Raw genomic sequence first — 4,762 nt, 5'->3', positions numbered from 1 at the left:
AAACAAAGGCAATTTTTTAGTGCCATTGATCTTAAGTTCTGTATATAGACCCGCCCCTACACTAATTAACGCCATTCTCCCGTCAGCAGCGGTTCAATGGGATGGCGTGACTTACGCATCCGTAGGTCATTCAAAATTTCAGCCGTACTTTCGGTTTCTGATTGCGGATCGAGTTCGATACCGAGTTCTTTAGAAACATCGGCGGCAGCTGAAATTAATAACATTTCAGCGCCACTGTAGTCGAGAAAATCTGGGGGGTTGGCTGGAATAAAACGATGATTCTCAAAGTGTTTTTGCAGGTGTTGTGGGAAGTCAACTTTTTGCTCCTCTCCTAAACCAGCGCCGCGCGGAGATGGTTTATCGGGATTTTTGATATTGAGAATATAACTTCCTTCCGGTTCGATACGCAGTTCCTGCTGCGCTTGACCTTGTTCTTCCGGAAGTTCCAGGGCATAGACGAGATGAGTGTGATCATTATGAAGCACCAGATCATAGACCCCTTCGCCAACGGAACGGGCAGCAGGTTGCTCTCGTTTGCCTCGGGTTTTTGTCTGATAGGTCTTTTCTCTTAAACCCTGCTCAATCTTTTTAGCATCACTACTGACACTTTCGACAAAGCCCCAGGTTTGTTGCCCATGCTGGCTTACTTCCGGTAGTTGTTTTTGTCCCACTACAATCAGGCGATATGATGCCTTTGCGTGAGGTTTTAGAACCATGTAGAACCGTTGCACATCATCGAGTCCTTCTACAGAATGTTCTTCGACTTTTGGTCGGTAGCAGAAGTAGATATTGCCTTGTTCAAGAACTTCGACGTTGTTCTGTTGGTCTCGATCGTTTGCCATGAAATTGCTCCTTATAGGGTTGGCATAATTGCCAGAACATCAGTCTTCAGCATAAACATAAGCCTGGTCAAAAATACCCTATCTTTAGGCTGAAATAACTGTAAGTCGGTTGATGGAAATAAACGGAACTATGTTAATTTATGTAAAGACAAACCTCAAACCCTTACGAATGACAAAGGACTGAACTACCAGAAAAAGGGAATTCAGCAGCTTTTGAGACGCATTTTGAGAGGCGATGTCGGTCGATTGGTGAACTGGTAACAGTCTTCTCAGCGCGGCTCTATGGCGCTCGGAGTCGCAAGAATAAGAAGCTAATTGACGGTGTTTCAAGTGCAATCGAAGAATCTCAAAAATAATCTGCCCAATCCCTTGACGTTGGGGAGATATGTCCACATAGTAGAGGAGTAAATTGCCAGTTTGGGTAGATATGGCGACAATTATTATTGGACACAGGCTATTTGCCAATAGTGAAGATGAAGCGAAGGAAAAAGGATTACCTTTGCTCGAGAATCTTTGGGAACGCCTTTCTAAATCACTGGAAGCGGTTAAAAAAGACTGCTTAAATCGTTACCCAGACTTGATAATGGAGATCTCTAGCCTGGAAAAAGAATTTGTTTATTTTGACCAGTGGGACAAACAGGATGGTAAAAAAGTTTGGGATTTAAGTTACTGGGTTGAGGTAAAAGCGACCTCCCCCGATGGTGATCCAGAATGTGATTTTAAGATTGATCAGTATGACCAATGGCAAAAGCTTGGAGAGCCGATGTACAAGGATGTCTACGAGCCTCTTTATGATTGCGACTGGTCATCTATTAAGCCTTTTTGCGATGTGGATAGCGACACTATTGGTGATATTGTTTCTGTTCAGTTTGACGCTGTAAAAGCCGTTGATAGCTACCACGGCGGAATTCATTTTTACAATAATAACGAATGGCTATGAAAACTTACGCAACCGATAAATTGCCTGTCATTCTGCAAAATTTAATAGCTGATTATAGCAATGTCTATCGGTTTGCGTTGATCTTCACTGTCAATCAGCGCCTTAAAGGTTTCAGCAACAAATCAAAGCTAAACACGCTAATTCAACAGACTTTCAAAATCAACAAGCGTCAAGCAGGCGCGGTCATTGCAGATGCAGATGGGAAAATTGATTCTGCGAAGAAATGCCGCGCTAACCACATCAAGCAACTCGAAGGTAAGCTAAAATCGGCTAAAGAGTTTCCTTTGCCTCAGTTACTGAGTGCTGAAACTTTTGTACACTTGATTAAAGAACTCAGAGAGCTTACCCTCATCTAATTTGCCATTTGTGCGAACCCCACTACAAACATCCACGCCAAAGGGTTGAACTGCTTGAATCGCATCCTTGACATTCTCTGGAGTGAGTCCACCCGCTAAGAAAACAGGCACGTTGACTAATTCCCGGATGCGTCGGCTAATCGTCCAATCATGAACTCGCCCGGTTCTGCCCAGTTCTTTTTCTGGTAACATGGGATTCCCCGAATCGAGTATCAACGCTGAAACCGAGGGTGCAACGGCTAACGCTTCCTCGATCGCGGCTTCACTGGTGATATGAATCGCTTGTACAATCGCAATCCCAGGTAATGCTTGACGCAAATCATCATGGCTTCCCGATTGCAGGCGATCGCAAATCTGAATCGTGTTGACGCCTAAGCGTCGTTGTTGAGCAATAATCGCTAAACTATCAAATTTACTGGTGAGTAGAAATGATGAGACACCCGGAGGGACTCTAGCGCTGACTTGGGCAATCAAGCCTTCAGACACCATACCTGATCCAGTGGGCATCTCGGATACTAAGCCTATGGCAGCAGCGCCATAACGAATGGCGAGATTGGCTTCGTTCATGCTACTAATGCAGCAAATTTTAACTCTGGGTCGGATTGTTGGTTCCATCAACTTCCTATGAAAAACGTTTTGATATAAAGGTTTGAGAAGAGGGCGACCCGACCCCATTGAGTAGGCAACCCGACCGTCTGTAGGGGCGGGTTTTACCGATACCATATAAGCAAAAACTGGTAACTTATGTAAACCCGCCCTGTTTCTGGTGTTGTTAATTAGGCTAAGCGGGTCGCCCCTACCTTGTCGATGATAACTCTATTCCGAGACCCATTCGTTTTAGCCAGAGGAACGATCAACCCATTGGAAAAATAACTGACTCTGTTGAACATCCTGATTCACACCATAACTGGTGATGGTTAGCGATCGCAGATGGTTAAATAAGGGTTGACCAATGAGTTCTACCACCCGCACAATGGGAAGCTGACGCTCAATCAAGGGTTTACTCTCTAACCAGTTGAGATAAAAATACCCATCATTTTGAGCAGGTAAAGCGGCGATCGCGTTCTGGAAGTCTAGGTTCTGAACCAGGGAATCCTTCACCCCATTCAGCGCGGCGTCCATCGCCTCAATGGATGTGGCAAACACTTCATAGTCTCCCACCGTGGTGTGAACCCCCCGAACTTGGGCTTGTAAACTTAACAACCCATCTTGGCGATTCTTCAGGGTTTGAGCCGTAACCAACTTCGTCCACGCCGTCGTCGTGCGATCGCCAAACGGGAGTTCTCCCACATTGAGTCCCTGCTGCTTGGCGACCATATCCAAATGCTCAATCGCGTCAATTGCCCGATCATTATTAGCCGTTTGCGCCACAAAAATCCAGTCGGGATTCGGTTGATCCGGTCGAGGAAACAGGGATAAGGCATAGTCTTGTTCCACCCAACTGAAAATCTCTTCTGGTAATTGAATCCCCCAACGAGACTCTAACTGGGCAATTCCTTGGTCGAGTAAGCTACTTAGACTCTCATCGGTTTCCAGTCGGCTGGATAGTTGTTGCCAAAATTGGTTTAAATTCACCCCAGCAATTACCAACGCACTTTGGGTGGGAATGTACTCGAGGGCATCAACAGGCTGAGATAGGACTGGGGTAATCGGTTCTGGACTCGATTTTGACCGAGGAATCGCCGTTTGTGCTAACAACCCCTGACGAGTGAGGGACAAGGTAATCGCCAAGCTTTTGGACGCCTCAAAGGACTCGCGATTGGGAATCGATTGATTAGAAATCCAAGCGGCTAGGGCGGGTAAATTCACCACGCTTAACCCAATTCTTGGTTCGGTCAAACTTTGCAGCAGTTGTTGATAATCGAAATTTTCTGCCAAACTCAAATCGGCAACTTGTACCGTATTAATCGCATTCCGCAAGACCTTAGGGTGATTGGCATAGAGGACAAAGCGATCACCGACGATAGCGCTGGTTAAAGTGTCCGGGATAAGGCGAGATTCCGGATTGTCTGAACCCTGTTCCTTTGCCGAAATCGGCGACTGATAAATTAGGTTGACCCCTTGATAGGATTCAACCACTAAATCGGCTTCCTCAGCGATCGCGAGTCGAGAATAAACCTGTTCCTGCGCGGCTTCAGGATCGTTGGTCGTAAAAACGAGTAAATATCCCGGTTGTGCCGCATTTCCAGGATTCCGGTCAACGTCTAACGACGTTACCGCCAGCGTCAGTTCATCATCAATCCAGGGTTGAATGTCCCGTTGATAGTCCAGCCCCAAATTCGCCAGCAGACTATTTTCCAGTTGCTTAAATTCCGCGATCGCACCTCGTCGCTTCTGTGGTTCAACCACCACTTGCCGCAACGCTGCCAAACGATCTGGATTCACGAGCAAGGATATCATGGCGGGGGCTTGTTTGGGCACAAAAATCGCCGCCGTGGGAGTCTTGATCTCCTGTTCCTGCAAGAGATTTAGGGGGCTGTGGGCGCTGACCCAGAACCAGCCACCGCCAGCGAGTAACAGCAACATTACCACACTGGCTGTCAAGGCATAAAAAAACGAGCGTAGTTTCATTGTCATTTGTCATTTGTCATTTGTCATTTGTCATTTGTCATTTGTCATTTGTC

5 protein-coding genes and 1 pseudogene are annotated in these 4,762 nt (G+C 46.3%); 3 read left to right on the top strand and 3 right to left on the bottom strand.

All coding sequences use genetic code 11. The features are described 5' to 3' along the window. Nucleotides 1–65: 65 nt before the first annotated feature. Complete coding sequence (locus ACLFWI_RS27030; protein ID WP_446415495.1) at nt 66–842, bottom strand: hypothetical protein; 777 nt, start codon at nt 840–842, stop codon at nt 66–68. 177 nt (nt 843–1,019) lie between these two features. Here ACLFWI_RS27030 and ACLFWI_RS27025 point away from each other — a divergent pair. From ACLFWI_RS27025 to ACLFWI_RS27015, 3 genes and pseudogenes are all read left to right on the top strand, one after another. Then, nucleotides 1,020–1,198 (top strand): annotated as a pseudogene (locus tag ACLFWI_RS27025) (IS607 family transposase); the annotation flags it as partial. Nucleotides 1,199–1,251: 53 nt separating this feature from the next. Then, nucleotides 1,252–1,782, top strand: a complete 531-nt coding sequence (locus ACLFWI_RS27020; protein WP_446415494.1) for a hypothetical protein — start codon at nt 1,252–1,254, stop codon at nt 1,780–1,782. Continuing rightward, entirely contained in the window at nt 1,773–2,138 is a 366-nt protein-coding gene (locus ACLFWI_RS27015; RefSeq protein WP_446415493.1) for a hypothetical protein, read from the top strand. The genes ACLFWI_RS27020 and ACLFWI_RS27015 overlap by 10 nt, the downstream gene beginning before the upstream one ends. Here the strand turns inward: ACLFWI_RS27015 and ACLFWI_RS27010 are convergent. Together ACLFWI_RS27010 and ACLFWI_RS27005 are read right to left on the bottom strand one after the other, a co-directional pair. Continuing rightward, nucleotides 2,076–2,705, bottom strand: coding sequence for a phosphoribosylanthranilate isomerase (locus ACLFWI_RS27010; protein ID WP_446415492.1), 630 nt, complete (start codon nt 2,703–2,705; stop codon nt 2,076–2,078). The two genes, ACLFWI_RS27015 and ACLFWI_RS27010, sit on opposite strands and share 63 nt — an antisense overlap. Nucleotides 2,706–2,975: 270 nt before the next feature. After that, the gene (locus ACLFWI_RS27005) at nt 2,976–4,715 is read right to left on the bottom strand and encodes a DUF3352 domain-containing protein (protein WP_446415491.1); all 1,740 of its coding nucleotides are present in this window, start codon (nt 4,713–4,715) and stop codon (nt 2,976–2,978) included. Nucleotides 4,716–4,762 lie beyond the last annotated feature (47 nt).

It is taken from the genome of Coleofasciculus sp., assembly GCF_046539235.1.
GTDB lineage: Bacteria > Cyanobacteriota > Cyanobacteriia > Cyanobacteriales > Coleofasciculaceae > Coleofasciculus.
This window is presented reverse-complemented; position numbering and strand designations above follow the sequence as displayed.